The 26,258-nt window shown below is 64.8% G+C and carries 32 protein-coding genes; 17 read left to right on the top strand and 15 right to left on the bottom strand.

What is annotated here, in order from left to right:
- The first annotated feature begins 148 nt into the window (after window positions 1-148).
- Window positions 149-2,677: an autotransporter outer membrane beta-barrel domain-containing protein gene (locus tag PMI42_RS01520; protein WP_008129927.1), complete on the top strand. Its 2,529-nt coding sequence runs from the start codon at window positions 149-151 to the stop codon at window positions 2,675-2,677.
- 62 nt (window positions 2,678-2,739) lie between these two features.
- On the opposite strand, the gene PMI42_RS01515 is transcribed toward PMI42_RS01520, so the two are convergent.
- The 4 genes from PMI42_RS01515 to PMI42_RS01500 form a co-directional block, all read right to left on the bottom strand.
- On the bottom strand, window positions 2,740-3,303 hold the full coding sequence (locus tag PMI42_RS01515) for a dihydrofolate reductase family protein (protein WP_035964215.1): 564 nt from the start codon (window positions 3,301-3,303) through the stop codon (window positions 2,740-2,742).
- Between the two features lie 7 nt (window positions 3,304-3,310).
- Window positions 3,311-4,339 carry a polysaccharide deacetylase family protein gene (locus tag PMI42_RS01510; RefSeq protein ID WP_008129923.1) on the bottom strand — a complete coding sequence of 343 codons (1,029 nt, stop codon included), beginning with the start codon at window positions 4,337-4,339 and terminating at the stop codon, window positions 3,311-3,313.
- A 164-nt stretch (window positions 4,340-4,503) separates the two neighbouring features.
- Window positions 4,504-5,073 carry a glutathione peroxidase gene (locus PMI42_RS01505; protein WP_008129921.1) on the bottom strand — a complete coding sequence of 190 codons (570 nt, stop codon included), beginning with the start codon at window positions 5,071-5,073 and terminating at the stop codon, window positions 4,504-4,506.
- Between the two features lie 92 nt (window positions 5,074-5,165).
- Window positions 5,166-6,830, bottom strand: a complete 1,665-nt coding sequence (locus tag PMI42_RS01500; RefSeq protein WP_008129918.1) for a L,D-transpeptidase family protein — start codon at window positions 6,828-6,830, stop codon at window positions 5,166-5,168.
- Window positions 6,831-7,038: 208 nt separating this feature from the next.
- Between PMI42_RS01500 and PMI42_RS01495 the strand changes: the two genes are divergently transcribed.
- On the top strand, window positions 7,039-7,587 hold the full coding sequence (locus PMI42_RS01495) for a CreA family protein (RefSeq protein ID WP_008129917.1): 549 nt from the start codon (window positions 7,039-7,041) through the stop codon (window positions 7,585-7,587).
- Here the strand turns inward: PMI42_RS01495 and PMI42_RS01490 are convergent.
- A complete protein-coding gene (locus PMI42_RS01490; RefSeq protein WP_008129915.1) occupies window positions 7,577-7,777 on the bottom strand; it encodes a hypothetical protein in 201 nt (66 codons plus the stop codon). The two genes, PMI42_RS01495 and PMI42_RS01490, sit on opposite strands and share 11 nt — an antisense overlap.
- A gap of 416 nt (window positions 7,778-8,193) precedes the next feature.
- On the opposite strand from PMI42_RS01490, the gene PMI42_RS39880 reads away from it, so the two are divergent.
- Complete coding sequence (locus tag PMI42_RS39880; RefSeq protein WP_008129913.1) at window positions 8,194-8,358, top strand: hypothetical protein; 165 nt, start codon at window positions 8,194-8,196, stop codon at window positions 8,356-8,358.
- 34 nt (window positions 8,359-8,392) lie between these two features.
- The gene (locus PMI42_RS01485; RefSeq protein ID WP_008129912.1) at window positions 8,393-8,758 is read left to right on the top strand and encodes a hypothetical protein; all 366 of its coding nucleotides are present in this window, start codon (window positions 8,393-8,395) and stop codon (window positions 8,756-8,758) included.
- Between the two features lie 3 nt (window positions 8,759-8,761).
- On the opposite strand, the gene PMI42_RS01480 is transcribed toward PMI42_RS01485, so the two are convergent.
- Both PMI42_RS01480 and pdxR read right to left on the bottom strand, forming a co-directional pair.
- The gene (locus PMI42_RS01480) at window positions 8,762-9,007 is read right to left on the bottom strand and encodes a DUF6719 family protein (protein WP_008129911.1); all 246 of its coding nucleotides are present in this window, start codon (window positions 9,005-9,007) and stop codon (window positions 8,762-8,764) included.
- A 68-nt stretch (window positions 9,008-9,075) separates the two neighbouring features.
- On the bottom strand, window positions 9,076-10,545 hold the full coding sequence (gene pdxR, locus PMI42_RS01475) for a MocR-like pyridoxine biosynthesis transcription factor PdxR (protein WP_008129910.1): 1,470 nt from the start codon (window positions 10,543-10,545) through the stop codon (window positions 9,076-9,078).
- A gap of 73 nt (window positions 10,546-10,618) precedes the next feature.
- On the opposite strand from pdxR, the gene PMI42_RS01470 reads away from it, so the two are divergent.
- The 5 genes from PMI42_RS01470 (at window position 10,619) to kynU (ending at window position 15,810) form a co-directional block, all read left to right on the top strand.
- Complete coding sequence (locus PMI42_RS01470; protein WP_008129909.1) at window positions 10,619-11,344, top strand: pyridoxamine 5'-phosphate oxidase family protein; 726 nt, start codon at window positions 10,619-10,621, stop codon at window positions 11,342-11,344.
- A gap of 53 nt (window positions 11,345-11,397) precedes the next feature.
- The gene (locus PMI42_RS01465) at window positions 11,398-12,675 is read left to right on the top strand and encodes an ArgE/DapE family deacylase (RefSeq protein WP_008129908.1); all 1,278 of its coding nucleotides are present in this window, start codon (window positions 11,398-11,400) and stop codon (window positions 12,673-12,675) included.
- Window positions 12,676-12,913: 238 nt separating this feature from the next.
- The gene (locus PMI42_RS01460) at window positions 12,914-13,723 is read left to right on the top strand and encodes a hormone-sensitive lipase (protein ID WP_008129907.1); all 810 of its coding nucleotides are present in this window, start codon (window positions 12,914-12,916) and stop codon (window positions 13,721-13,723) included.
- Window positions 13,724-13,758: 35 nt separating this feature from the next.
- Complete coding sequence (gene kynA, locus PMI42_RS01455; protein WP_008129906.1) at window positions 13,759-14,598, top strand: tryptophan 2,3-dioxygenase; 840 nt, start codon at window positions 13,759-13,761, stop codon at window positions 14,596-14,598.
- Window positions 14,599-14,607: 9 nt separating this feature from the next.
- Window positions 14,608-15,810 (top strand): kynureninase, encoded by a 1,203-nt coding sequence (kynU, locus tag PMI42_RS01450; RefSeq protein WP_008129905.1) that lies wholly within the window; start codon window positions 14,608-14,610, stop codon window positions 15,808-15,810.
- 173 nt (window positions 15,811-15,983) lie between these two features.
- Here kynU and PMI42_RS01445 read toward each other — a convergent pair whose 3' ends face one another.
- Window positions 15,984-16,772, bottom strand: coding sequence for a cobalamin-binding protein (locus tag PMI42_RS01445; protein WP_035964218.1), 789 nt, complete (start codon window positions 16,770-16,772; stop codon window positions 15,984-15,986).
- Between the two features lie 119 nt (window positions 16,773-16,891).
- Between PMI42_RS01445 and PMI42_RS01440 the strand changes: the two genes are divergently transcribed.
- Both PMI42_RS01440 and PMI42_RS01435 read left to right on the top strand, forming a co-directional pair.
- Window positions 16,892-17,290: a PaaI family thioesterase gene (locus tag PMI42_RS01440; RefSeq protein ID WP_008129901.1), complete on the top strand. Its 399-nt coding sequence runs from the start codon at window positions 16,892-16,894 to the stop codon at window positions 17,288-17,290.
- A 152-nt stretch (window positions 17,291-17,442) separates the two neighbouring features.
- The gene (locus PMI42_RS01435; RefSeq protein WP_008129899.1) at window positions 17,443-18,054 is read left to right on the top strand and encodes a GNAT family N-acetyltransferase; all 612 of its coding nucleotides are present in this window, start codon (window positions 17,443-17,445) and stop codon (window positions 18,052-18,054) included.
- Between the two features lie 78 nt (window positions 18,055-18,132).
- On the opposite strand, the gene PMI42_RS01430 is transcribed toward PMI42_RS01435, so the two are convergent.
- Both PMI42_RS01430 and PMI42_RS01425 read right to left on the bottom strand, forming a co-directional pair.
- A complete protein-coding gene (locus PMI42_RS01430) occupies window positions 18,133-18,438 on the bottom strand; it encodes a hypothetical protein (protein WP_008129897.1) in 306 nt (101 codons plus the stop codon).
- 95 nt (window positions 18,439-18,533) lie between these two features.
- Window positions 18,534-19,220, bottom strand: a complete 687-nt coding sequence (locus tag PMI42_RS01425) for a DUF2161 domain-containing phosphodiesterase (protein ID WP_008129896.1) — start codon at window positions 19,218-19,220, stop codon at window positions 18,534-18,536.
- A 139-nt stretch (window positions 19,221-19,359) separates the two neighbouring features.
- On the opposite strand from PMI42_RS01425, the gene PMI42_RS01420 reads away from it, so the two are divergent.
- A complete protein-coding gene (locus tag PMI42_RS01420; protein ID WP_008129894.1) occupies window positions 19,360-19,707 on the top strand; it encodes a GrlR family regulatory protein in 348 nt (115 codons plus the stop codon).
- Here the strand turns inward: PMI42_RS01420 and PMI42_RS01415 are convergent, their stop codons facing one another.
- The gene (locus tag PMI42_RS01415) at window positions 19,708-20,388 is read right to left on the bottom strand and encodes an SDR family oxidoreductase (protein WP_008129891.1); all 681 of its coding nucleotides are present in this window, start codon (window positions 20,386-20,388) and stop codon (window positions 19,708-19,710) included.
- Between the two features lie 22 nt (window positions 20,389-20,410).
- The gene (locus PMI42_RS01410; protein ID WP_008129890.1) at window positions 20,411-21,154 is read right to left on the bottom strand and encodes a tyrosine-protein phosphatase; all 744 of its coding nucleotides are present in this window, start codon (window positions 21,152-21,154) and stop codon (window positions 20,411-20,413) included.
- 69 nt (window positions 21,155-21,223) lie between these two features.
- Here PMI42_RS01410 and PMI42_RS01405 point away from each other — a divergent pair, with 69 nt between their 5' ends.
- Entirely contained in the window at window positions 21,224-21,550 is a 327-nt protein-coding gene (locus PMI42_RS01405) for an MliC family protein (protein ID WP_008129889.1), read from the top strand.
- 111 nt (window positions 21,551-21,661) lie between these two features.
- Here the strand turns inward: PMI42_RS01405 and PMI42_RS01400 are convergent, their stop codons facing one another.
- Window positions 21,662-21,865, bottom strand: coding sequence for a DUF2735 domain-containing protein (locus tag PMI42_RS01400; protein WP_008129888.1), 204 nt, complete (start codon window positions 21,863-21,865; stop codon window positions 21,662-21,664).
- Window positions 21,862-22,131: a hypothetical protein gene (locus PMI42_RS38375; RefSeq protein WP_008129887.1), complete on the bottom strand. Its 270-nt coding sequence runs from the start codon at window positions 22,129-22,131 to the stop codon at window positions 21,862-21,864. The genes PMI42_RS01400 and PMI42_RS38375 overlap by 4 nt, the downstream gene beginning before the upstream one ends.
- 275 nt (window positions 22,132-22,406) lie before the next feature.
- On the opposite strand from PMI42_RS38375, the gene PMI42_RS01395 reads away from it, so the two are divergent.
- The 4 genes from PMI42_RS01395 to PMI42_RS01380 all read left to right on the top strand — a co-directional run bounded on the left by PMI42_RS01395 (window position 22,407) and on the right by PMI42_RS01380 (window position 25,896).
- The gene (locus tag PMI42_RS01395) at window positions 22,407-23,441 is read left to right on the top strand and encodes a glutamine synthetase beta-grasp domain-containing protein (RefSeq protein ID WP_008129886.1); all 1,035 of its coding nucleotides are present in this window, start codon (window positions 22,407-22,409) and stop codon (window positions 23,439-23,441) included.
- Window positions 23,442-23,638: 197 nt separating this feature from the next.
- Window positions 23,639-24,340, top strand: coding sequence for a GrlR family regulatory protein (locus PMI42_RS01390; RefSeq protein ID WP_008129885.1), 702 nt, complete (start codon window positions 23,639-23,641; stop codon window positions 24,338-24,340).
- Window positions 24,341-24,358: 18 nt separating this feature from the next.
- Window positions 24,359-25,042, top strand: a complete 684-nt coding sequence (locus tag PMI42_RS01385; protein WP_008129883.1) for a substrate-binding domain-containing protein — start codon at window positions 24,359-24,361, stop codon at window positions 25,040-25,042.
- Between the two features lie 32 nt (window positions 25,043-25,074).
- Window positions 25,075-25,896, top strand: a complete 822-nt coding sequence (locus tag PMI42_RS01380; protein WP_035964214.1) for a tetratricopeptide repeat protein — start codon at window positions 25,075-25,077, stop codon at window positions 25,894-25,896.
- 1 nt (window position 25,897) lies between these two features.
- On the opposite strand, the gene PMI42_RS01375 is transcribed toward PMI42_RS01380, so the two are convergent.
- On the bottom strand, window positions 25,898-26,258 hold a 361-nt coding region (locus tag PMI42_RS01375; RefSeq protein WP_008129880.1), incomplete at its 5' end, for a hypothetical protein.

The following is a 26,258-nucleotide window of genomic DNA, read 5'->3' as shown; positions in this document are numbered from 1 at the left end:
TTGCGCGTTTGTCTCAGTCTATTGATGCGGCGTTTCCAGGCCGCTTGCTCGTATTGACGCTGCCTCGTGGAGGCTTGAAGAGCGCCCCAGGGCAGCGGGAGACCGGGCCCACGACGGCATGATGCCGAAGGCGGGGTCAAGGGCTGGAATGGTGTTGCGTGGTGATCTCGGGACGGTCTTCGGAGGCCGGTCCGCTGACGGGTGGGTGCGTGCATCGGCGCGGTCGTTGACCGCCTGGCTCGGCACTTCGGCTCTGGTGACGGCGGCGTTGCTCGCGACCGCGTTGCCTGCGGAAGCGATCGACGCGACCTGGCTCGCCACTCCCGGCTCGGACGTCTATGCGGCGGGGTCGAACTGGAGCGGCGGCAGCGTTCCTGACGGTACCGCGTCGTTCGGGGCGTCCACCATCACAAATCTCGGCATTCTGACCATTCAATCGGTCGGCGGATGGACCTTCAACGCCGACGCGGGAAATTACGTCATCACCGTCGACGGTGAGGTGTCATTGCGATTTCTCGGCGCCGGCATTGTCGTCAACGGCGGTAGCGTGGTCCTCAACATCGATGTCAGCGGTGTCAGGTTCGGAAACAGCAGTACCGCGGGGACTGCGACCATCAACGTCAACAATGGTTCGCTCTCTTTCACCCAGAGCGCGACGGCCGGCAGCGCCGTGATCAACAGCGACAGCAGCAGCGAGATCACGTTCAAGAACACCAGCACCGCCGGCAGCGCCAGCATCACCAATACCGGAACGGTCAATTTCGAGAACGCGAGCACGGCCGGCAATTCCACCATCGTGAATTCCGGTGCGGGCATCATCTACTTCGCGGACAGCAGCAGCGGCGGCACGGCGCGTTTCATCAACAACGCCGAGATCGACCTGTCGTACAATTTCGCGCCGAGCGTCACGATGGGTTCGATCGAAGGCTCCGGCACGATCTATCTCGGTTCGACGAGCCTCGAGGTTGGCGGCAACAATCTCTCGACCACCTATGCCGGCGTGTTGCGGGACGGCGGGAGTGGCGAGGGCTCGGGCGGCTCGCTGACCAAGGTCGGCACGGGCACGCTCGTCCTGACGGGCGCGAGCACTTATACCGGCGCCACGACTGTTGCCGGCGGCGTGCTCGATGTCGAAGGCTCGCTCAACGGGACTTCGTCCGTGACGGTGCAATCCGGCGCCGTGCTGATGGGGGCTGGCAGCATCGTCTCGCCGATCGTCTCCGTCGACAGCGGCGGCACGCTGGCGCCGGGCAACGGCAGCGCCGGCACAGTGCTGACGATCGACGGCAGTCTCGCCTTTGCGTCTGGTGCGTTCTACCTGGTGCAGGTGAGTCCTTCTGCCGCCGCCTCGACCATGGTCACGGGAACGGCGGATCTCGGCGGCGCCACCGTGAAGGCGGTGTTTGCTGCGGGAAGCTACGTCTCGAAGACCTATACGATCCTCAGCGCAGCGGGCGGTGTGTCCGGAACGTTTGCCTCGCTCATCAACACCGGTCTGCCGTCGAACGTCCACAGCAGCCTGAGCTACGACGCCAACAACCTCTATCTCAACCTCGCGCTCGATTTCGCGATCGCGCCGGACCTCAACGTCAACCAGCGCAATGTCGGCAACGGGCTGACGAACTCGTTCAACCGGAATGGCGGCATTCCCGGCGTCTATGCGGCATTGTCGGCGGGTGGGCTGACGCAGGCCTCCGGTGAGCTCGCAACACGCCTGCAGCAGACGACGTTCGAGGCGATGGGGCAGTTCGTCGGCTTGCTTGCCGACCGCGACGTGCCGGACTGCTCCGTGCCCGACGCGCGCGGCAAGCCTCGGCCGTGCCCCGAGGCTGCGCGTTGGAACGTCTGGGCGTCGGGCTTCGGCGGTGCGCAGGACAGCAGCGGACATGCCGGGCTCGGGTCGCACGATGCGACAAGCCGCGTGTTTGGGACCGCCGTCGGGGCCGATTATCGGTTCTCGGCCAATACGCGAGCCGGCTTTGCGCTGGCCGGCGGCGGGACCAATTTCAGTGTGAACGGTCTCGGCAGCGGGCGCTCCGACCTGTTCCAGGCCGGCGCCTACATGCGGCACGTCAACGGGGCGGCCTATATCTCCACGGCACTCGCCTATGGCTGGCAGGACGTCACCACGGATCGCACCGTGGCCATCGCCGGTTCTGATCGCCTGCGCGCCGGGTTCAACGCCAACGCCTGGTCCGCGCGAGCCGAGGGCGGTTACCGGTTCGCTCCGTCCTGGATGAATGTCGGCGTCACGCCCTATGCGGCAGGGCAGTTCACCACCATCGCCTTGCCGGCCTATGCGGAATCCGTGCTGTCGGGCAGCAGCGCGTTTGCACTGGCCTATGATGCGAAGAGCGTGACCGATCCCCGCACCGAACTCGGCGTCCGCACGGACTGGGTTCTCGGCGCGAGCGATGGTGTTCTCACGCTGCGCGGACGGCTCGCATGGGGGCACGATTTCAATCCGAACCGGACGATCGCCGCAACTTTCAGGGCGCTGCCTGACGCGAGCTTCGTCGTCAACGGCGCTGCGCAGGCGGCGGACTCCGCGCTCGTGACGGCCGCCGTCGAAAAGAAATGGCTGAGCGGCTGGTCGGCGCTTGCGGCTTTCGAGGGCGAATTCTCGAACGTGACGCGCTCCTATGCGGGCAAGGGCGCCGTTCGTTATGCGTGGTGAATCCGCAAGATAATCGCTGGTAGCAAAATACCGGTACTGTGCATGGGGTTGTTTTGCGAGTTTTAAGTGGAGCCTCTCGCCGGCCGCCACGGCGTGACGGTCACCTCATGCGCCGCGTCGAGCAGATACGGCGCCCCCGGCTTCAGCCCGTGTGACGCCAACACCTCATGTGGCGTCCGCTCCGGCACGCCGACGAAGCAGCCTTCACCGCCGGGCAGCCGCACATGCGGAGCTTCCGACAGCCAGAACGTGTCGTAGCGGTCCATGAACATGTCGAACACGACGGGGCCGCCGATGATTGCGACCGTGCCGGAGGCGACGTCGGCGAAAGCGCAGGCCTCCTCGAAGCTCGCATGCTCCGGATTCCACAGCGTCGCGTTCGGCATCTCCGGATCGACCGTGAGCGCCTTGATCTTGCGCGTGAGGATCAGCCGCTTGCGCTTCGGCGAATTCGGCTGCTGCTCGTGCGAGTGCCCGCCGTGAACGACGATCGCGGCGCGATCAAGCGCCTGCTCGAAAAAGCGCTTGTCGCCTTCGAAGACGAGCGTGGGCGGCATGATGTGCGACGGATCGGCAAGCATGCCGTCCGCCGAGACGATGACGTAACCTTCGAACCGGAAAGACAATTGCAGTCTATTCCGAGACCGTCGTCACGACGCTGTTGACCGGCCGGGTGCTCACCGTCGGCAGCTTGACGTCCTTGAGCAGCTCCTGGTCGTATTCGGGCAGGGTCGACGCCGGGAATTTGGCGCGCATCGCCACCACCTTGTAGCCGCCGGCCTTCAGCCGCTTGAGCAGCTCGGGCAGGGCTTCGGCGGTGTGCTTCTGGAAGTCGTGCATCAGGATGATGCCCTTGCCCTTGTTGTCGAGCTTCTTCATCACGGTCTCGACCACCTTCTCGGGCTTGGACGCCTTGAAGTCGAACGAGTCGATGTCGCAGGAGAAGATCGCCATGTTGCGATTGCCGAGATAGGTGACCATCTCCGGCGGATGCTGGAGCGCGGGGAAGCGGAAGAACGGCGAGGGCGCGATGCCGCCGAGCGCCCACTTCACCGCGGACAGGCCCTTCTCGATCTCTTCCTTGCGCTGCGCTTCGGTGAGCTTCTTGTTGTTGAGATTGGCGTGTGACCAGGTATGGCTGCCCACGGTGTGGCCGGCCGCATAGACCTGCTTGAGGATCTCCGGCTCGTAGGTCGCGTGCTTGCCGATCGAGAAGAAGATTCCGGTGGTGCATTCGTCGGCAAGCGCCTTCAGCACCGCGGGCGTGTTCTTCGGCCAGGGGCCGTCGTCGAAGGTCAGCACGACCTCCTTGTCACGCAGGAAGTCGAGCTCCTTGAAATGCTCGAAGCCGAAGCCCGGACCGCCCGTGGTGTCGATCTCGACGGTGCGGGCGACGCCGAGCGCGCCTTGCGTGTTGCAGGCCGCGCGGGCCGGCTGCGGCGCCTGCTGCGGCGGAGGCGGATTGACGAAGCCCGCTTGCGCCGGCGCTGCGGCTGCAGGCGTTGATGTGCCCGGGGCGGCTTGCGTCGCTGCGGCGGGCGTTGCAGCCGGTGCGGCTTGCGTGGCGGCTGCGGGCTTTGCGGCAGGGGTCTGCGACCATGCCGCGCCTGTCATCGCGATCGATACCGCGCTTGCCAAAATCAGTCCTGCCGCCACACGCATGGTGTTGTCCTCGAGATTGATCCCGTTGTTCTGCCGTGGCTTTTTGCTTCCGGCAAAACCATCCTGCCCCAAACGATCCTAGCCTAGATGGTGGGCCCTCGCCATGGCAACGGCTGTTTGGCACCCCGCCACAATTGTGCCCAGCCGGATGAGGCTTGCGTGCCTCAGCTGTCGGCCAACGCCTTGGCGATCGCGGTCTTGATCCGGGTGTCGGCCGGCTCGATGGCTGAGGCAAAGACCTCGGCGATATAGCCGTCGCGGCCGATCAGGTATTTGTGGAAGTTCCAGCGCGGAACTTCGCGAGGGCGCGCCTCTGCGGCCCATTTGTAGAACGGGTGCGCCTTGGCGCCGACCACCGCGGCCTTGGCCGCGATCGGGAAGGTAACGCCGTATTGGTGATGTGCGGTCTCCGTGATCTCGCTGGTGCCGCCGGGCTCCTGGCCGCCGAAATCGTTGGAGGGCACGCCGATCACGGTGAGCCCGCGCGCGCGAAACTCGCTCCAGAGCTCTTGCAGGCCTGCGTATTGCGGAGTGTAGCCGCAGAGCGAGGCCGTATTGACCACCAGCAGCGGCTTGCCGGTGAAAGCCGCGAGGCGGATGTCGTCACCGGTCAACGCAGGGAAGGAGAAAGCGTAGGCCGCGATCCGGCTCATGCCGCCATCGGCGAGCGCGCGCGTCACCGGCGCGACTGCGCCTGCAAGCGCCGCGATGAGCATGGCTCTGCGATTCATCATGACGGCGTCCCCCGAAATGATCCGGAGCGCATGTTACTCCGCCGCAGCGATCAGCCTCGTCAACACCGCGTTATCTGGCGCGGTGAAGCGTCCTAGTACAGACGGACGATGAAATCGGTGCCTTCGCCGGTCTCGCCCTGGTTGATGCCCTGGTCGGAGACGATGATCGAACCGCCTGACGTCAGCATCTCGTTGATCTTCGCCATGGTGTCGGCGGGGATCGCGATACGGTCGAGGGCTTCGGCCGGGCTGTCCGGCGTCACCACGGGCTTTGCGGCGACGGGGATCACGGCGGCGCCACCCTTGCGGCGCGTCATGCGGCTGTCATCCTCGCGCGCGGCCGAGCGGGCGGAGACTGGCAGCGAGACCACCGACCAATGCAGCGCATTGGAATCGGCCTTGTCGACCTCGGCGGTGAAGACATGCGTGCCGAGCGGCCGGTCGCTTGCGGCGATCGTGACGGGCACATCGAACAGTGGCGCAAAGTTCTGCCGCACGTAGAGCTTGGAATCCTTGCGGCTGATAAAGACCGCGATCTGGCCGGCCCGCTTCGGCGCGTCCGGCTTTGCGGCCGGCGCGGGATCGGCGAGGCGGCTCTCGTCCTTCTTGGCATCGGGCACAGGCGCCGTAGCCGTCATGGCCGCGTCAGGCTTCTTCGCGGTGTCGGCCGCTTCAGTCCTGGCCGGCTCTGCTTTCGCGGGTTCGGACCTGGTCGGTTCGGATTTGGCTGCCTCGATCTTATCGGCGGGTTTCTCGTCCGTCGGCATCGAAGCCTTCGGCGCTTGCGCGGTCTCGGCGGGCTTCGCTTCAGTGCTCTCGGGCTTGTCGGCCTCTTCCGACACCGGCTTGGCCGCGTCAGATGCCTCGGCGGTCTTGGTCTCGATCTTGACCGGCGACGTCGCTTCCTCGCGCACCGGCGCATTGCCGGTGGTCACATCCGACATCACGGTATGGCCGACCGACGAGCGCAGTTCGAGCACGCTGTCCGCGCTCGCGGTCTTTGTCTCCGGCAGCTTGGCTTCGGTGACCTTGGCTCCGGCCGCGCCCTTGTCGGCCTTGTCGCCGGCATTGGTTTGCGGCTCAAGGCTGGCCGCGGGCTGCGGCGCCACGCGCGTCGAGGCGAGGAGCGGGTGCTGGAAGCCATGCGGCGTCATCTCGCCCGGCGAGACGATGACGCGCGCACCCATCTTGGTCCAGTTCCACATCTTCGTCGCGAATGCCATCGGCATGCGGATGCAGCCATGCGACGCCGGATAGCCCGGTAGCACGCCGGCATGCATTGCAACGCCGGACCAGGTGATCCGCTGCATGTACGGCATCGGCGCGCCGCTATAGATGTTGGAATGGTGGAATTTGTGCTTCTGGATGATGCTGAACACACCCATCGGCGTCGAATGGCCCTTCATGCCGGTCGACACCGGGGACTCCGCGAACACGCCATTGGTGTCGTAGACCGTCACCTTCTGCCGGTCGATCGAGACGACGATGACGAGGGGACCTTGCGGCTTGGTGCCGACTTCCTTTTCGGCAACGACTTGCTTCTTGCCGGCGGCGCTGCTGCGCTTCGGCGGCTTCTGCCGCGGCTCATCAGGATGCCGCTCCTGCCGTCCGTAGGACCCGTCGGAATAATCCGTCCAATAGTAAAACGCTGCTTCCGCCTGGCTTGCCGTACCGATCGCACCCGCCGCCGTCAAAATCGCGACCTGCCAAAGCCGCGTCGGCTTGGCAGAAAAACCGGACCCGTTCACGCTATTCATCCTCGAATCCATAATCCAAATCAGACGTTAGTCTCTCAGAGGGGATACGCGTTCACCAGCAGGGCAGTTCTGCCGTCAGCGACTTTTGTCCAAACCGTAGCAAAAAAGCCTCACGGAGCGGTAAACGGCGGCCGCTTCCGGGGGCCCGTCATCTTCCTGTCCGGCTGTCGCGTTCCTACATTGCAGGGACTTGTTACCGGAGAACTTCATGTCATCTCGTTTCCCCGGTCTTTCTGGCATCCGCTTGAAAGGCCTTGCTTTATTCCTCCTGGCTCTGGCCATGCCCATGGCGTCTGCATCGGCTGCCGATGAGCCCGACCTGATCTTCCGCCGCTCCACCGTGTTCAAATGGATGAGCCCGAACGATAAGCTTGCGACCTATGGCCTCGACGACCCCGAGGTCGAGGGCGTCGCCTGTCATTTCACGGTGCCGGAGAAGGGCGGCTTCAAGGGCTGGCTCGGCCTTGCCGAGGAGGTCTCGGACATCTCGCTCGCCTGCCGCCAGGTCGGTCCGATCAAGTTCAAGAACAAGATGGAGCAGGGGGACGACATGTTCCGCCAGCGGCGCTCGCTGTTCTTCAAGAAGATGCAGATCGTGCGTGGCTGCGACGCCAAGCGCAACGTGCTGGTCTACATGGTCTATTCGGACAGGTTGATCGAGGGATCGCCGAAGAACTCGACCTCGACCGTGCCGATCATGCCGTGGGGACCGGCCGACGCCAGCGTCCAGAAGTGCGGCGAATTCTTCACTCAGTGACGCCGTTGCGGTTGGCCCGCGGTTTCGCAAGATGCGAGCCGGTCAACCGCACGAATTTTTGCGGCGCGGCATCGTAGCCGCGGCGCGATTGCTGCGCCATCTCGCTCGGCGAAGCGGTGCCGGGTCTTTGATCTCCGCGGTCCGTCCCCTGGTCCGCCTCGCGCGTCGTTGCGCGATCTTGCGCCATCATGATGGCTATCCCTCAAATAACGCGCCCGGTGATCCGGGCGTCTCGGTTCCGATGGCTTGGGTCGCAGCCGAAGCGCCCCCGGTTCGATGGGACCCAGCCTTCGTTTGAGCTTCTGTTCAGCAGAAAAACGTAAAGTGCATGTGAAGCAGGTAAGGCGCGCGCATGACAGCGGGCTGCGGGCCGCATGTTTTCAAGGGCAAACAAAGCTTGCCAGGCGACCTTGAGTTGCCGCGCGACCCATCTGATAAGATTGGGATTTTCCGTCGAATGTTTCGTCGCCCAGGCTGCGACGAAACAATTCTCACAAAGACGAAACCATTTTCCGCTTTTGGCGCATCACGCGCGAAACCGCCGATGGTTATCAGCTTTACAACGAAGACGGCGCACCGCCGGCCTCGGGATTGAGGGACAAGACCATGCGCGCGCTCAGCTTCATCCTTGCTTTCGGTTTCGTGCTCGCCGGTTCCTCGTTCGCGGGGACGCCCGAGGGCGGTCTCCCGGGGATCGGCACCTTCCAGTACAGCGGTACGCCGATCACGACGACCGCGCCGCAGCCAATCGTCGTCGCCGCGCGTTTCTGATCGCCAACAAGAAAATCAGCCGGCAAAGGCCATCATGTTCCGTCGTTTCTGCGCCGCCGCCTTCATCTCGTTCCTGACCGTCAGTTCCGTGCAGGCGCAGGTGCGTGCGCCCTCAAGGCTGCCGGATCCACGCACCGAGTTCGTGCGTCAGTGCGCGCCGCGCATGCTTGGGCGCTGGGAGCATCCGGAGGAAGTCTGCGGCTGCCTGCATGACCATGCCGCCGCCGTCGTCGAGGACCGCGATCTGCGCGAGGCGCTGCTGCGCGGCATCAGCGAGACCGGCGTGCCGACGATCGAGACCGACTGGGTGCCGACATCCAAGCAAAGCGAGATCGGCCCGACCTTCACCAAGATCGCCAAGCCGACCTTGCAGTGCATGTTCGATCCGGCGAAGTCGTAGCCGTTACTTCGTCTTGGGGCCGTAGCGCGGCACGCAGGCGCTGGTGCGCGCGATGCCCTTGTCGGTCATTTTCGCGCCGCGCACTTCCTTGACCTGTCCGGCCGGGCAGGTTCCATCATCCACCAGCACACGCTGACCGAGCTTCAGATCGGTGATGTCCTCCACGCGTCCGACCGTGGCCGCATTCGCCGTCGAGGCAAGCGCGCTGGCGATCAGGAGCGAAAGGCAGGCGGTACGGCGGAGTGACATGATGAAAGCTCCCGGAATTGAGGCCGCAATGTAGGGAGCGGCAAGCGATTCTGATAGGGAACCCTTCGTCACGCCTGCCGGGTCGATTTGCCCTTGGCACGCAGGGCAGCGCGTGATTCCCGCGCGAGCCGCTCCGCGGATGCCTTGAGCATTGGAACCGCGTGCCCGGAAAATCCCAGAACGAATCCGGGCAAGGGACGCGCGCGCGAATAGGTATCGGCGAGCAACCAGCCCTCCGCGCCGGCGGCCTGCTTCGCCTGTGCGGCAACTGCAAGATCGACTGACGTGTCGAACCGGGCGACGAGGTGCAGCCCTTGCGAGGGCACCGGCACCGACAGCACGCCATCGGACGCAGCTTCGAGCGTCTCCACCAGCGCGTCGCGCGCTTGGCGATAGAGCTTTCGCACGCGCTTCAGGTTCGCGGCGAACGCGCCGGAATTGAGCATGTCGGCGACCGCGCCTTCCATCAGCGTGCCGGGAAAGCGATCGAGCGCGGCGCGCGCAGCGGTGACATCCGCGACCAGTCGCTCGGGCAGGGCGCAATAGCCGATGCGCAGGCCTGGAAACAGCGTCTTGGCGAACGTGCCCATGTAGATCACGCGCTGGAGATGGTCGATCCCGGCGAGCGACATCAGCGGCGCGCCGTCATAGCGGAACTCGCTGTCGTAATCGTCCTCCAGCACGAAGGCGCCGGCCTGTCTGGCCCAGTCAAGTAACTCCAGCCGTCGCGGCATCGACATCTGCACCCCCAGTGGAAACTGGTGCGAGGGCGTGACATAGGCCGCACGTGCCTTCGGCCCCGTCGTGCGGCCCTTGGCGACACGCATGCCGTGCTCGTCGACGGGAACGGGCACGGCGCGATAGCCGCAATGCGCGATCGTCTTGCGCGCGGCGGGATAACCTGGGTCTTCGCACCAGACCTGATCGTTTGGCTTGAGGATCGCGCTCAGCACGATGCGCAGCGCATGCAACGTACCTGACGTGAGCATGATCTGGTCGGGATCGCAGCGCAGGCCGCGCGCCGACAGCAGATGATCGGCGATTGCCGCGCGCAGCTCGCGGCTGCCGCGCGGATCGCCGTAGTGCAGATGCTCCGACCCGAACGCACGCATGCGCCGGCCGACGAACGCGCGAAACCGCTGCACGGCGCGCTCGTCGATATGGGTGCAGCCGAGCGCGAATGCGCCTTGCCGGGGCGCCTCGACCACGATCTTCGCTCTGTTCGGCTCGAGTGCAGGCGCGGGAATGCGCGCGGCCACGAATGTGCCGGAGCCGATCGTTGCGTCGGCAAAGCCGTCGGCGATCAAGCGCTCATAGGCGGTGACGATGGCGTTGCGCCGAAATCCGGTCTGCTTCGCCAGCGTCCGCGACGGCGGCAGCGGCTCGCCTGGCTTCACGAGACCGGAGACGATCATTTCGCACAGCGCCTGGTACAGCCGGTGCGCGGCGGAAGCATCCGGCGTGATGTGCGGGCCAGCGAGGTCGAGCGGCAGCTCGGCCTTGGCCGGGGAGGGAGAATTGGTCGGAATTTTTTGCATGGAATTGGTACTATCGCAGACCAAATCCGCGGCTACAACTCTTGGAATTGTTCCAGGCACGACAGGAGCGGCCGTGAGCCAGACCGAAAACCAGAATTCCTATCCGACGTCAGCGCGCAATCAGGTCAAGCGCCGTCACGACCGCGGCTTCTACGATCACGAGACGGTTCATCGCATTCTGGATTCCTCGATGATGTGCCACGTCTCCTATGTGATCGACGGCCAGCCCTATTGCACGCCGACTTTCTTCTGGCGCGAGGGCACCAGGCTCTACTGGCACGGTTCGAGTGCCAGCCGCATGCTGCGCAACCAGGCCAGGGGCGAGCGCGTCTGCCTGACGGTCGCCCATCTCGACAGCCTCGTGCTGGCGCGCTGCGGCTTCAATCATTCCGCCGACTATCGCGCGGTGATGGCGTTCGGCACCGCCTATCTTGTCACCGATGCGGACGAGAAGGAGCGTGCGGTGATCGCGATGGTCGACCGCTTCTTCCCCGATCGCACCGCGAGCCTGCGGGCGAGCAACACGCAGGAGATCAAGGCGACCTCCTTCATCGCGATGGAGATCGACGAGGCCTCGGCAAAAGTCCGCGCCAAGGGTGTTGCCGACGATGACGAGGACTACGCATTGCCGATCTATGCCGAGCGCATCCCGGTGCGCACCGTGCTCGGCGCGCCGGAGCCGTGTCCGCGCCTGCTCGACGGCGTGAAGCGGCCTGCAACGCTCAATGGCTATTCGGAAGGCCGACTGCTCGAAGATGCATTGCGGGATGCTTATTTTGTGGAGTACCCGAATGGCTGAAATCGGCTAGCTTGCGCTCCCTTGGGAACCATTGGAACGCCTGGAGTAGCCTGATGAACGCCGAAACGCAGCAGAGGATTCTTGACGCCGTCGATGCCGGCTTCGAAGCCCAGCTTGCGACCACCCGAGATTTCGTCGCGATCCCCTCGACCCGTGGGGCCGAGGGACCGTGCCAGGACATGATCGGCGACCTCCTGCGCGCGCGCGGCTACGAGGTCGATGACTGGCACATCAATGTCGACGATCTCAAGGATCTGCGCGGCTTCGGTCCGATCGAGCATGATTTCTCGAAGGCGCGTACCGTTGTCGGCACGTATCGTCCCACGACCGAGGCCGGCAAATCGCTGATCCTCCAGGGCCATTGCGACGTGGTCCCGGCGGGGCCGCTGGAATTGTGGGACACGCCGCCATTCTCGCCCGTTGTCAAGGACGGCAAGATGTTTGGCCGCGGCGCCTGCGACATGAAGTCGGGCACCATCGGCGCGCTCTATGCGCTCGATGCGATCAAGGCCGCGGGTCTCAAGCCGACCGCGCGCATCCACTTCCAGTCCGTGATCGAGGAGGAGAGCACCGGCGTCGGCGCGCTCTCGACGCTGCAGCGCGGCTATCGCGCCGATGCCTGCTTCATTCCGGAGCCGACGGGCGGAAAGATGGTGCGCTCCCAGGTCGGCGTGATCTGGTTCCGCCTGCGGGTGAAGGGCCATCCGACCCATGTCGCCTTCGCGGGCTCGGGCTCCAATGCGATCATGGCGGCCTATCACCTGGTCCACGCGCTGCAAAAGCTCGAGATCGAGTGGAACGAGCGCGCCAAGGCCGACAAGCACTTCAAGACGCTCAACCATCCGATCAACTTCAACCCCGGCATCATCAAGGGCGGCGATTGGGCCTCCAGCGTGCCGGCCTGGTGCGACGTCGACTGCCGCATCGCGATTCTGCCGGGCTGGTCGGTCGCCGATCACCAGCAGGAGATTCTGGCGTGCGTTGCCGCCGCCTCGCGCAACCACCGCTTCCTCGCCAACAATCCGCCGGAGATCGAATGGTCGGGCTTCCTGTCGGAAGGTTATGAACTGACCGATTCCGCTGCGCCCGAGACCGCCTTCGGCAAGGCGTTCAACAAGGTTTATGGCGGTGCTGTGGAAGATCTCGTCTTCACCGCACTGACCGACACCCGCTTTTACGGCCTCAATCACGGTATCCCGAGCCTGTGCTTCGGCGCCAGCGGCGGCGAGATGCACGGCTTCAACGAGTTCGTCGATCTGGAGTCGCTGAAGAAGACGACCAAGGCGATGGCGCTGTTCATCGCGGATTGGTGCGGGGTGGAGAAGGCGTAAGCCTCTCCGCTGTCATTGCGAGGAGCACTTGCGACGAAGCAATCCAGAATGTTGCCTGCGGAGGCGGACTGGATTGCTTCGCTTCGCTAGCAATGACTGAGTGCTGCCCGGGCGCGGACCTGCCCAATCCACCGGCTTCTTCAGATGTTTTAAGCTTAAAATAAAGACTAGGATGCCGGCCCCTCCGGTGGCAGACTGGCGCCGATCGCAGGGCTTTGAGTCCGCCGAAGGAGTAACGATGCGCGATTGGGATGACGCTTACGCCAATTCGGCCCATATCCCGGGCTCGGACAAGATGCCGGCACAGTGGGCGGAGCGGGCGGCGGCCTACCGCGCTGGCCTCAAGGACTTTCGTCCCGACATCGCCTATGGCCCCGGTGAGCGCCAGCACCTCGACCTGATCCTGCCCGACGGCGACAGCAAGGGCCTCGTCGTCTTCGTCCATGGCGGCTATTGGATGCGCTTCGACAAATCGACCTGGACGGACCTCGCCGAAGGCGCGCGGCACCATGGCTGGACCGTGGCGCTGCCGAGTTACACGCTGACGCCGGCCGCGCGCATCTCCGATATTACCGCCGAGATCACGGCCGCCATCGCCAAGGCGGCCTCGCTTGTCTCCGGTCCGATCCGGCTCGCCGGGCATTCGGCCGGCGGCCATCTCGTCACGCGTATGCTGTGTGACGACAGCCGGCTCGATGGCGCTGTCTACAATCGCATCGCCGGCACGCTCTCGATCAGCGGCCTGCACGATCTGCGCCCGCTGCTCAAGACTGGGATGAACGAGACGCTGCGCATGACCATGGAGGAGGCGACGCTCGAAAGCGCGGCGCTGCATCTGCCGCGCGGGCATTCGCCTGTGACAGCCTGGGTCGGCGGCAACGAGCGGCCGGAATTCATCCGCCAGTCCGACCTGATGGCCAACGTCTGGACCGGCTTTGACGTGCCGACGCACCTCGTGGTCGAGCCGGCGCTGAACCATTTCACTGTGATCGACGGGCTCAAGGATCCGTCGTCGCAGATCACCGCGCGCCTGATCGGTCTCGACTGACGAGGGCCGGGGATGATTGATCGAAAGGGTCCGTCATGACGTCCAGCGATTACGACCCCGCAAGCGAAGGCGCCGAGACCGATTTCGCCCGGCGCATGTCCTATGGCGACTATCTTTCGTTGGATAAGATTCTTGGCGCGCAGCATCCTCTGTCAGAGGCGCATGACGAGATGCTGTTCATCATCCAGCATCAGACCACCGAGCTGTGGATGCGGCTTGCCATCCACGAGCTCAGCGCCGCGCGCCGCGCCATCGCCAAGGACGAAGTGCAGCCGGCGATGAAGATGCTGGCGCGGATGTCGCGCATCTTCGAGCAGCTCAACGGCGCCTGGGATGTGCTTCGCACCATGACGCCGAGCGAATACACGCGCTTCCGCTCGCAGCTCGGCCAGTCCTCCGGCTTTCAATCGCGTCAGTACCGGCTGATCGAATTTCTGCTCGGTAATCGCAACCACGCCATGCTCAAGCCGCACGCGCACGATGTGGAGACGACGAAGCTGTTAGAGGCTGAGCTCGCGACGCCGAGCCTGTATGACGAGGTGCTCAGGCTCGCCGACCGCAACGGGCTCACGATGCCGGCGGCGGTGCTCGCCCGCGACGTCCGCGAAACCCACAGCTTCAACGAGGGCGTGCTCCAGGCCTGGCGTATCGTCTACGAGGCGCCGGAGACGCACTGGATGCTCTACGAGCTTGCCGAGAAGATGGTCGATTTCGAAGACTATTTTCGGCGCTGGCGCTTCAACCATGTGACGACGGTCGAGCGGGTCATCGGCTTCAAGCGTGGCACCGGTGGCACCGGCGGCGTCAGCTATCTCAAGCGCATGCTGGAGGTCGAGCTGTTTCCCGAGCTCTGGCGCGTCCGCACCATTCTGTAAGAAATCCCCATGACCCAATATCGCGTCTATGACGATACCAAGACCCTGTTCCATCTGCCCGATGGCGTGATCTATCTCGACGGCAATTCGCTCGGTGCGCTGCCGCTGGGTGTTGCCGAGCGCGTTGGCCGCGTCATCACCATCGAATGGGGCAACGAGCTGATCCGCGCCTGGAACACGGCCGGCTGGTATGCCCAGCCGCGCCATGTCGGCGATCGCATCGCGCGGCTGGTCGGTGCGGAAGCGGGCTCGGTGATGGTGGGGGACACGCTGTCGCTGAAAGTCTATCAGGCGCTTGCGGCCGCGCTCGACATGAACGCGTCTCGCAAGATCGTTCTGTCCGACACCGGCAATTTCCCGACCGACCTCTACATGGCCGAGGGCCTGATCGCGACGCTCGGCCGCGGTCATCAGTTGCGCCTGGTCGCGCCGGAGGAGATCGAGGCGGCTTTGTCGGAAGAGATCGCCGTCCTGTACATCACCGAGGTCGACTACCGCACTGGCCGCCGTCACGACATGGCGAAGCTGACGGCGAAAGCCCATGCGCTCGGAATCGTCACGGTCTGGGATCTCGCCCATTCCGCCGGTGCGCTGCCGGTCGATCTCGCCGGCTGCGGCGCCGATTTCGCGGCCGGCTGCACCTACAAATACATCAACGCAGGTCCCGGTGCGCCGGCCTTCCTCTACGTTGCTCCGCGTCACGCCGATACGGCGCGCGCCGCGCTGTCGGGCTGGATGGGGCACGAAAAGCCGTTTGCCTTCGAGCTTGGCTATGCGGCCGCCGGCGGCGTCGAGCGCATGCGCGTCGGCACCCCGCCGGTGCTTGCGATGGCAGCGCTGGAGGCCTCGCTCGACATCTGGGACCGCGTCGATATCGCCAAGGTCCGCGCCCGTTCGCTGGCGCTCGGCGATCTCCTCATAGCGGAGGTCGAGCGTCGTTGTCCCTCTTTGAAGCTCGTGACCCCGCGTGCGCACGAGCGCCGTGGCTCGCAGGTCTCCCTCGCATTCGACGGCGGCTATGCCGCCATGCAGGCTCTGATCGCTCGCGGCCTGATCGGCGATTTCCGTGCGCCTGACATCATGCGTTTCGGGATCACACCGCTGTATATCGGGGAGAGCGAGATCCTGCAGGCAGCCGAGATCATCGAGGAGGTGATCGCAGGCGAGGTGTGGCGCCGGCCGGAATATCAGGTCGTGAATGCGGTGACGTGAGCAGTCATCACCGTCGCTCTGAGGTGCTCGCCTCTTCGGCGAGCCTCGAAGGGCGACGGCCCGGCTGCATCGGGGCCGTTCATCCTTCGAGGCTCCCCGTGCGCCGCGTTGCGTCGCACGGCTCGCACCTCAGGATGACGGGGCTGATGGTGGAAGTGGTGACGTATGAGCGTTCAGCAGCGTTCACCCCACAACGCCGTCACGATCGCATCGAGCCCGTCCGTCAGTGCGGCAGGCCCGGGTTGGAGAATGATCGTGGACTTGATCTCGACGATGCGATCGTGGCGTACGGCCGGAATTTCACGCCAGCCGTCGCGGGCGCGGATGCGGGCAGGGACCACCTTCTTGCCGCACCATGACGCCAGGATCACGTCGGGGGATGCCTCACGCACGGCGTCCGCAGAGACGATACGATCCTTCGCTGCCTGCCGATGGCGCAACTCGGGAAACACATCCTCGCCGCCGGCGATCTCGATCAGTTCGGACACCCAGCCGATTCCGGAGATCAACGGATCGTCCCACTCCTCGAAATAGACCTTTGGCCGCCGCGAGGGGCGGGGTGCTGCGGCGATCGCGGCGAGGCGGCGTTCGTACCCTTGCGCGAGTTCCTCCGCTCGTCCGGCCGCCCCCACCAGCGCGCCCAGCGTCCGGATCATCGCCAAAATGCCGGTGACATCGCGCTGGTTGAAGACGTGGACATCGACGCCGGCGCGCACGAGGTCGGCGACGATGCCGGCCTGGAGATCGGAGAAGGCGAGCACCAGGTCCGGCTCCAGCGCCAGGACCTTCGGGATGTCTGCCGACACGAAGGCCGACACCCGCGGCTTCTCGCGGCGCACCTGCGGCGGGCGAACGGCATAGCCGGAGACGCCGACGATACGGTCCTGCTCGCCGAGCAGGTACAGCGTTTCGACCGTCTCTTCGGTCAGGCAGACGATGCGGCGGGGTGGGAAGTGGCGCATGGCAGGATCATATGCGCTCATGCCGCGCTCGATGTCACGACGGCCATGACCTCCGACGTCATTGCTTTGCCGCCCGAAGCAATTCACGTTGAGACAACAACGCATTGGGAGGAGATATGATGACGCCGCTCGAGAAACTTAAAGCGATGAAGATGCCGTTCGCCGAGCTCAAGGGCGTCGAATTCGTCGAGGCCGAGAAGGACCGCGTGGTGGCGCGGATGACGGTCAGGCCCGATCTCTGCACGCTTCACCACACCATCCATGGCGGTGCCGTGATGGCGCTGGCCGATTCCGTCGGGGCGGCCGCGACCGTGATCAATCTGCCGGAAGACGCCAAGGGAACGACCACGCTCGAGAGCAAGACCAATTTCATCGGCGGCGCGAAGGAGGGAGCCACTGTGATCGCCACCGCCACACCGGTCCACAGGGGCCGCCGCACCCAGGTCTGGACCACCCGGCTGGAAACCGAGGACGGCAAGCTGGTGGCTGTGGTGACCCAGACGCAGCTGGTCCTGTAAGACTACGGGGCTTTGATTTTGTTAACGAATTAGTCGCTCCCGATGCCCGAAACTTGGGCAGGTTCCCGTCTTGAAAAATTTGTTGCGATGCACAATATAGGGGGTCTAGGGATTCGAACGCCTCCTCGAGGGACACCAAGAGGAGTTTTGACGTGGTACTTGAAGAGACGACCCGCGCAACGTCCGTTCCGGGCTATGTGCGGACCCTGAGCCAGCAGGAAGAATTGCCGCTTCTGCGCGATCATCTGCTGAGGCTCGATGCCGGAAGCCGGCACGACCGCTTCAACGGCTTTCTCGACGACAGCTTCATCGAGCGTTACGCAGCCCGCTGCGCCGAGGACGGCACTGTGATCGTTGCCTATATTGTCGACGGCGTGGTTCGCGGTGCGGCCGAGCTTCATCCGCCGGAGGGCGATTCGCTGCCGGAAGTCGCCTTCAGCGTCGAAGCTTCTGCGCGACGGCAGAACGTCGGGACCATCCTGTTCAGCCGTCTGATCGCGGAAGCGCGCTGGAAAGGTTACAAGCGCCTGCGCATCACCACGGGCGCCGAGAATCACGCGATGCGGGCGCTTGCCAGGAAGTTCGGCGCGAATCTGCAGTTCCGTCATGGCGAATCGACCGGCACGATCGAACTCGCCAAGACGCCCGAGGCCGAGCTTGCTGATCTTGCGGCCTCGCCGTTCGCGGCTGGACGCGCTCTTCTCAGCTTCAACTCGACTTGCTGGAAGATCATTTCCAGCATGTATGGCAATCGCGCCGCCTGAGCCAAAAGGCAGGCCGGAATCAAAAAGCGGACCGGCAAAACCGGTCCGCTTTTGTATTTCAGGTCGTGAAATGAGCGCTCAGGTGCCGGTGCGCTTGTCGTTGCCGAAGCGGCGCACGACGCGGCGTTCCACCACGACGGAGCGCTGCGCGCCCTGTTCGCCGGCGATCACGCGCGTGGCGGTGATACGGCTGTTGGTGCGGGCCTGCTTCTTCACCTCGGCCTGAACGACATCGAGCGGCATCCCCATCAGCGCTGCGGCGATCTCGGCCTGCTGCTCCTGGTCGTCGGTGATGCCGACGGCGGCGAAAATCGCCTCGTCCAGGGTGGGCGGATCGTGACGCACGCGCCGCGTGCCATATTTGGTATTCCAGTCTGCGTTCATAACGGCCTCGTTGTGATGCCGGGATACCTAGTGCCGCGAATGTTGCATTGCAATATGAAATCCGTGTGGCATCTCAGCTATGCACCGGTCGGGTGTCATGGCGGTGACGCGACACCGGTGTCGCCGCCAGCCCGTTGCTGCGGCCAGCGCTTCAGCGCGGCGTGCCCGGCCTCCGTAAGCCCGTAGATTCCCCGGTCCGCGCGTTCGAACCAGCCATACACATTGTTAAGCAAGATCTTGCCGGCATCGGGACAGCGTTCGCGCAGCTCGCGCACGCGCCGCGGGCCTTCAGCGAGCTCCGAGGCGCAGGCCAGCGCCTGCTGCCGATAGGCCGTCATGATCGGCGCGCGCGTGCTGCCACCGAGCACGGGGTCGCCCTGGCGGCGCTGATGCTCGGAAACGAGCCGCGAGCGCTTTTTCGGTTCGCGGCGCGGCGCGGCCGTGGGCGGTTTGACCAGCACCTCGACCTGGCCGCGCTCGGTTACCCCGAGCATACCGAAGCCGAGGCGGCGGCAGAGATTGCGATAGCGCGCGTCGCTCTCTCGTCCCTTGCCGCGCACCGACATTTTTGCGGCGATCCAGACCTCGTCGCCAGCAGGCGCGCGGTCGACCGCCTGGAGGATCAGCTCGAGATTGAAGGCGAGCTTGAGCTCGCCGATCACCACCACCGGCGGATCGCCGGCGCTGAGGCCCACGAGATCGCAGCCGCCGATCTCGCCCTTCACGGTGAAGCCGAGCTCTTCGAGGAAGCGTTTGACGGGCAGGTAGAGCGCGGTTTCCAAAGAAAGCGTCCGGGTGATATCCGATCGGAGAATCAGTTGCTGTCAGTTTAGCCCGGATCGGACTCGGGCTCTCCGCCATTTGATCGGGAACGGGTGGTGCGGCTATCCTGCGGGCGGGTCAGCCGGGCGCTTGACGACAATGACAATCAGGAACGGGCTTTACCACATTCGCATCGAGATGCTGGATGCCGTTCAGGGCGGCAATCAAGGCGTCATGGTCTTGCGCGACGGCACCATGCGGGGTGGCGATTCATTCTTCTTCGCCTACGGAACCTATGCCTCGGCCAACGGCAAGTGGAAGGGCGAACTGACCAACGAGGAGCACTCGCCCTCGTTCGACGAGCGCCCGGTGTGGGGCCGCAAGGTCGTGACCATCGGCTTCAGCGGCACCTACACCGACGAAACGGCCTATGGCGAGGGCATTGCGCTGGCCGGCAAGCAGAGCATCCGCTTCAAGGGCAATTTGCGGCTATTGGTGCCGGACTGATCACACCCGCCCGCCGACCGGGATCAGTGCGCCGGTGATGCCGCTGGCAGCATCGCTGGCAAGGAACAGGATCACTTCGGCGAGCTCCTGCGGCGTCACCCATTTGGAAAAGTCCGCTTTCGGCATGTCCGTGCGGTTGGCCTTGGTGTCGATGATCGAGGGCAGTACCGCGTTGACCGTCACCTTGCCCTTCCATTCGCTGGCCAGCGCCTCGGTGAGGCGATGCACGCCGGCTTTCGACGCAGCATAGGGGCCCATGCCGTTGCCGGCCTGGAGCGCGCCCATGGCGCCGATGTTGACGATGCGGCCGGCCTTGGACGCAGCGAGATGCGGCAGCGCCGCGCGCGAGGCGTTGAGCGCGGTCAGCACGTTGAGGGCATACATGCGCTGCCAGGTCTTGATGTCGCCGTCACCGACGCTCTCGAAGGCGAAGCCGCCGGCGATGTTGATCAGGGCGTCGAGACGGCCAAAGTGCTTTGCCGCGGCATCGACCGCCGCCGTCGCCTGCGCCGCGTCGGAGAGGTCGACGCCGCCGATCTCGATGCTTTCAGGCATCGCCGGTGTCTGCGAGGGCGCGTGGTCGATGCCGGCGATCCGTGCGCCGCGGGACTGCGCGACCTCCGCAACCGCTTTGCCGAGAGCACCGAGGGCCCCGGTGACGATCAGAACCTTGCCTTGCATTGTCGTTCTCCGGCGGTGCGGCCTACGCCTGCAGATAGCGCGCCTTCAGCGCGGTGCGTTCTGCTGTGCCGAGCTTGAGCCCGTCGCGCAAGTAGGTTTCGAGATCGCCATAGTCCTTGGCGACCGCGTCGAATGCCGCCGCAAGATATGAGGCCTCGACGCTGCTGATTGCACTGCGGACATCGTCAGGCAGATCGGTGGCAGCCGTTGCATCGCGCTTGTAGTGCTGGTTGGTCAGCAGATAGTCCTCGGCAATGACGTCGTCGCCGACCCCCAATGCATGCAGGATCAGCGCGCTGGCAAAGCCGGTGCGGTCCTTGCCGGCGGTGCAATGGATCACGAGCGGCGCGCGGTCTTCCAGCAGATGGCCGAACAGCGCGCGAAAGCTGTGCGTGTTGTGGCGGACATAGTTGCGATAGGATTCGCGCATGATCTCGAGCGCGACCGGTGCGGTCAGCGTGCCCCTCGCGAGCTCGGCGCGCAGCGCGGCGACCACCGTCGGCTCGATCGGCAGCGAATGCACGGCGATCTCGTCGACGACGCAGACGCCGGCGGTGCGCTCTTCGACGCCGCGAAAGTCGAATGCGCTTCTGACGCCGAGCGCGCGGACCACCGCGATGTCGTCGGTGGTGAGCTGGCCGAGATGGTTGGAGCGGAAGATGTGCTGCCAGCGCGTGGTGCGGCCATCGATGGTCGGATAGCCGCCGAGATCGCGGAAATTGCTGGCGCCTTGCAAGGCGAGGTGGCGGGCGGGGGAATCTGGCATGAGATCAACTTGGGTTATGTTTCCACTGGGCGCACGAACGGCGTCCTTGAGTGCATTCAGGGGGTAATCATGGGCCGGCACAAGGCCATTGTTTTGGCGACCACCATGCTGGCGGGCGGGGTTTTGGGCGCACGGCAGGCGGACGCGCAGACGTTCCGAACCTATCGCTGCACCGATGGTACGCAGTTCATCGTCGGGTTTTATGACCACGACAATCGTGCCTTCCTCCAGATCGACGGCGAACCGGCCACGCTGGAGAGGCGGCTGACGCTGTCTGGCGCGCGCTATTCGGGGGCTGGGGTCACGCTGAGGATCGGCAAGACCGGAGCGACCACGGTCAAGCATCTGAAGCGGCCGGTCACGGCCTGCACGGTGATCGAAAAGCCCGGGATCTAGCCACGAGGCCAGCACGAATCAAAAAGGGTCGAAACTTCGTTGTTTCGACCCTTTTTCAAACTGCCGTCGGTCGCTCAGGAGAGCGCCGCGGTATCTTACCAAACACTGGCATTAGCGTTCCCATTTGGGCTTTGCTTCGTCGACCGCGTCCTGGTGGTACCAGCTGTCGCTGCAGATCGAGGCGTTCGCGGACAGCGACGCGTGATCGGCAGGATAGCGGGTCTCGCCATAGCGGCGCCCGGCGAGAGCCGCGCGGCCCCCGGCAGGGAATTGATAGATCTTTGCAGATCCCTGACTCAGTCCATTGTTCATCATTTCGATTTGCTCCCGGGTCGAAGCGCCTTGGCCTCCATGGTGCGTGCGACTCGTTTGATTGTGGTTACTGGAATCCCCATATCGGCCTCGCCCTCCCAATTGGGAAGTGCTGAAAAGAAAATCAGTTTCGGCTCATTTTCTAGGCAGCGTGCTTTCTGCATCCTCCAAGGCACCAGCTGGATGACTAACGCTTGAGCCATTGCGAAGGTTGCCGGCGGTGGGCCGGAGACTTTGCGAATATTGCCGGACGTTGATGCGCGTTTCATCGGCAACCTCCGGCACAGGCCGGCCTGCTCCAGAATCAGGCGTTTTCCGCGGAATTTTTGCGGTGCAGCTTCACGCAAAGGTGCGCCGCTATGACGCACGCCGTTGTGGACGGCCGGCCGGCCGCGGGGAGAGCCCGGCCGCTGTGGAGAAGCTCCCGCAGTGCGGCCTTTTGGCACGTTAAATGCTTGTAAACGGTCGGCCGATGGTGGCCGGGTAAACAATCGTGCGGGGGCCCCCGGGCCCCCACCTTTCGCATCATCTACAGAGAGGCTCAATGACCAAGTATAAGCTCGAGTACATCTGGCTCGACGGATATACGCCGACTCCGAACTTGCGCGGCAAAACTCAGATCAAGGAATTCGCGTCGTTCCCGACGCTCGAGCAGCTTCCGCTCTGGGGCTTCGATGGCTCCTCCACCCAGCAGGCCGAAGGCCACAGCTCGGATTGCGTGCTGAAGCCCGTCGCCGTCTTCCCGGACGGTGCGCGCACCAACGGCGTGCTCGTGATGTGCGAAGTCATGATGCCCGACGGCAAGACCCCGCACGCCTCCAACAAGCGCGCCACCATTCTCGACGATGCCGGCGCCTGGTTCGGCTTCGAGCAGGAATACTTCTTCTACAAGGACGGCCGTCCGCTCGGCTTCCCGGCTTCCGGTTATCCGGCCCCGCAGGGTCCGTACTACACCGGCGTCGGCTTCTCGAACGTCGGCGACGTCGCCCGCAAGATCGTCGAAGAGCATCTCGACCTCTGCCTCGCGGCCGGCATCAACCATGAAGGCATCAACGCGGAAGTCGCGAAGGGCCAGTGGGAATTCCAGATCTTCGGCAAGGGCTCCAAGAAGGCCGCTGACGAAATGTGGATGGCCCGCTACCTGATGCTGCGCCTGACCGAGAAGTACGGCATCGACATCGAGTTCCACTGCAAGCCGCTCGGAGACACCGACTGGAACGGCTCCGGCATGCACGCCAACTTCTCCACCGAGTACATGCGTACGGTCGGCGGCAAGGAGTACTTCGAGGCGCTGATGGCCGCCTTCGACAAGAACCTGATGGATCACATCGCCGTCTACGGCCCGGACAACGACAAGCGTCTGACCGGCAAGCACGAGACCGCGCCGTGGAACAAGTTCAGCTACGGCGTTGCCGATCGCGGCGCCTCGATCCGCGTTCCGCACTCCTTCGTCAACAACGGCTACAAGGGCTATCTGGAAGACCGCCGTCCGAACTCGCAGGGCGACCCATACCAGATCGCTTCGCAGATCCTGAAGACGATCGCGTCGGTCCCCGCCGACAAGAAGGCCGCGGCCTAAGATCCTCCCGGCCCGGGCTGGGGGGCTGGCCCGGGTTGGCTCTCAATCCGCCGGAGCTGCAAGGCTCCGGCGGATTTTTTGCATTTTGATGACGCGCGTTCCTGTGGCCTGCCGGGCCTGTCCGCGTTGAAACTTGTCCATCGCCGTCGAAAGCGGGATAGAGTGGCCCTGGATGCGCGCGGGGCCGGGGACGGCTGGTGTTTGAAGGCTTCTACAAGGTTCGATTTCAGCTCGGCGACAGTGTCGGCCGGAGCGTGATGCATGCCGGCAATGGCAAGATGCTCGGCGGCAATTCGGCCTTCGCCCATATCGGCAGCTACGACAAGATCGAGGGCGGCGTCGACGTCGTGATCAAGACCGTCCGCCACAACCCTGACCCGAACTACCGCGCCATGGCCGGCACCGATGATGCGACCCTGCTGGCGAAAGGCTGGCCCGACGGCGATCTCTATCGTTTCAAGGGTGAGCTGAAGGAGCTGCCGGGTGTGCCCTTCCAGTCGGTGATGACGCCGATCACGGAGGACGAAGTGCCGATCGCCGGCGGCGTCGGCGAGGCCGGTATTGCCGATGGGCTCTACTCGATCCACCTGCGCATGCTCGACGGCGTCGATGGCGGCCTGACCGGCGTGATGCTGCTCAACCGGGGCCGCATCCTCGGCGGCGATGCCGCGTTCTACTATCTCGGCAGCTATACCGCCGCGAACGGGCGCTGGAAGGGCCAGATCCTCAACCAGGAGCACACGCCGGCCAAGGACGATCCGATCTTCGGCGGCCACGAGGTCGGCATCGGCTTCTCCGGCACGTATGACGCCGAGCAGGCGGTGCTGGAGGCGACGGCGCTCGCAGGCAAGCGCTCCTTGCGCCTCACCGCCGCGCTCAAGCTGATGCACCGCGCCTGATCGCGACAGGAATAGTCCATGGAAAAAATTCGCATGCTCTCGACGCTGGGCCTGATGGGTGCGATGCGCAGCCTGTCGTCCGCCTTCGAGACCGCCAGCGGGATTCACGTCGACGCGGATTTCGCGCCGACCCTGGCACTGCTCAGGCGGCTGCGTGACGGCGAGGCTGCGGATCTCGTGATCCTGACACGCGAGGGGCTCGACGAAATGATCGGCGAGGGCCGCGTGATCGCCGGGAGCGCGGCCGATCTGGCGCGCTCCTATGTCGGCATCGCTGTGCGGGCAGGGCAGAAGCATCCCGATATCGGCAGCGAAGCCGCGCTGCGCACGACGCTGCTGGCGGCGCGCTCCATCGCCTATTCGCGGCTGGGCGCAAGCGGCGTCTACTTCGCCCGGTTGATCGTGCGGATGGGGATCGCGGCCGAGATCAACGCCAAGGCGACCATCGTCGAGCAGGGTTTTACGGCGGAGCGGCTCGTCAGCGGCGAGGCTGACCTCGCCGTGCAGCAGGTCAGCGAGCTGAAGCAGGTCGCGGGCATCGCGGTGGTCGGCCCCGTTCCGCACGAGTTGCAGACGCCGGCCGTGTTCTCCGCGGGCCGCATGGCGAACGCGAAGCAGGCCGACGCCGCGGATCGGCTGCTGCGCTATCTGGCGTCGCCCGAGGTCGTGCCCGTTCTCCGCCAGTCAGGACTCGAGCCTTGAATTTGCCGGGACGGGGACGCAACGTGGCGCCCATGCGAACCTATCTCCTTGCCATCATCCTCGCGCTTGCCGCGCCCCTGGCTGTGCATGCGCAATCGGCCGACCTCGTCCTGTGCGACCGCGTCGCCGCCGATCCCAGCGATCCCGACAAGCCGGCCGACGTGAAGGGCGTGGCGGAGATCGCGTCCTCCGACGTCGCGACCGCCATCAAGTTCTGCAAGCAGGCGGCAGGCTCCTCGCGCCGCGCGATGTTCGAGCTGGGCCGCGCCTACGCTGCCGGCCGCCAGACGGCGGAGGCGATCGCCGCCTGGCGCAAGGCGGCCGACAAGGGATCGAGCGCGGCCATGGTCGAGCTCGGCGTGCTCTATGGCACTGGTGCAGGCGTTGCCAGGGACGAGGCGCAAGCGCGGAAGCTGTTCGAGAAGGCGGCGCAATCAGGCAATCCCCGCGGGGTCAGCAATCTTGCCGCGCTCGGCGGTACGGGAGGTAGCGCGCCGGCCGATCCCGCCCAGGCCCGCGCGCTGCTGGCCAAGTCCGCCGAGACCAATGCGGAGGCGCAGTACCAGCTCGGCCTGATGCTCTCCGAAGGCGACGGTGGCGCAAAGGACGACGTCGCAGCGCGCGCGCTGTTCGAGAAGGCGGCCGCGCAAAACCATCCCGGCGCGCTGGAGCGGATGGGCGCGTTCGCCCAGGAGGGCCGCGGCGGTCCGAAGGACAAGGACGCCGCAAAGGCCTATTACGAGCGCGCCGCGGCGCTCGGCGACGCGGACGCCAAGCAGGCGCTGGAGCGGCTGCGCTGCCCCTATGCGATCAAGGACAAGCAGGGCAAGCTCGTCACCACGCTGTGCTTCTAGCTCACTTGTAGTAGTAGGCGACGTTGTTGCGGGCGTCGCGATAGGTCGTCTCGAGAAAGTCCGGATATTGAGCGGCCGCGCGCGCGACGGCGCGCACAACGCACTCCCAGAAATCGCCGTTCCAGTTGAAGTGCGCGAAGGTGGCATCCTCGAACCTGACGGCGGTGATGATGGCCTGCCTGATCGCATCATCACCGGCGTGCGGATGGGCGCGCTTCACATAGCCGAACATCGGCCCTTCATGGGCGTGGTCGCGGTCGGTGCGGTATTTTTCGGCCATCTGCTGCGGGGTGAGGGTGCGATTGACGCGCACCTCCTCGGCGGTCGGGCGACCCTCGATGGAGTCGAGCCGGTAGCGGCGG

The organism is Bradyrhizobium sp. YR681 (assembly GCF_000282615.1).
Classification (GTDB): domain Bacteria; phylum Pseudomonadota; class Alphaproteobacteria; order Rhizobiales; family Xanthobacteraceae; genus Bradyrhizobium.
Note: the sequence above shows the minus strand (reverse complement) of the source record. Positions and strands in the feature narration are given on the sequence as shown.